Source organism: Benzoatithermus flavus (genome assembly GCF_037908215.1).
Taxonomy (GTDB): Bacteria; Pseudomonadota; Alphaproteobacteria; order Geminicoccales; family Geminicoccaceae; genus Benzoatithermus; species Benzoatithermus flavus.
Window position 1 is genome coordinate 1 of record NZ_JBBLZC010000080.1, and the last position, 916, is coordinate 916.

The window sequence follows — 916 nt, forward strand, 5'->3', positions numbered from 1 at the left end:
GGTGGGAATATAGAGAGCGGGACCGGGTCAAAGAAAGGCGATGAGGCGGGCAACGGGGAATCGGCCCCCGCCGCTGGCAGTGAAGAGAAGACGGATGCGGGCGGAGGGAAGGAAAAATGAGCAAAAAGCAGGAACGGAAACGGCTTGGTGATTTGCTTGTCGAAGCGGGGGTGATCACCGAAAGTCAGCTGGCCGAGGCGCTGCGCGAGAAGGCGCCCGGGCAAAAGATTGGCGACGCCTTGTTGCAGCGCGGCTACATCACGGAACAGCATCTGATTGAGGCGCTCGAGTTTCAGCTCGGCATTCCGCACGTCAGTTTGTACCAGTACCCGATCGATCCGAAAGCGACAAACCTCGTGCCGAAAGAGTTTGCCCGCCGCCATATGGTCATGCCGCTCAAGGTGGAAGGCGATCGGCTGCTCGTTGCCATGGCCGATCCAATGGACTTTTTTTCCATCGACGATTTGCGCCTGTCGACCGGGTTTCAAATTGAAACGGCGATCGCTTCAAAAGACGATATTTTGCGGGCGATCAATAAATATTACGATATCGACGAAGCATTTGAGGATTTTTTGCAAACGCCGCCGCCTGAGGTGCGCGACGACGAGCGGGCTGCTGAGGACGATTTTCCCATCGTTCGTTTGGTGAATCAAATTTTGCAGCTTGCTGTTGAACAGCGGGCGAGCGACATTCATATCGATCCACAGGAGACGAAAGTGCTTATCCGCTATCGGATCGACGGCCTGCTTCGCACCGAACGCGCGCTGCCGAAACATATGCAAAGCATGTTGACGGCGAGAATTAAAATTTTGGCCAATATGGACATCACCGAACACCGCGTGCCGCAAGACGGGCGGATCAAAATGGACATCGATTTTCATCCGGTCGATTTGCGCGTTTCAACGCTGCCGACCGT

Annotated in this window: 1 protein-coding gene; it reads left to right on the forward strand. The window is 55.1% G+C overall.

What is annotated here, in order from left to right; genetic code table 11:
* Positions 1-116 precede the first annotated feature (116 nt).
* Positions 117-916 (forward strand): GspE/PulE family protein (locus U1T56_RS24135; protein WP_418162039.1); only part of this gene is annotated, 800 nt, incomplete at its 3' end.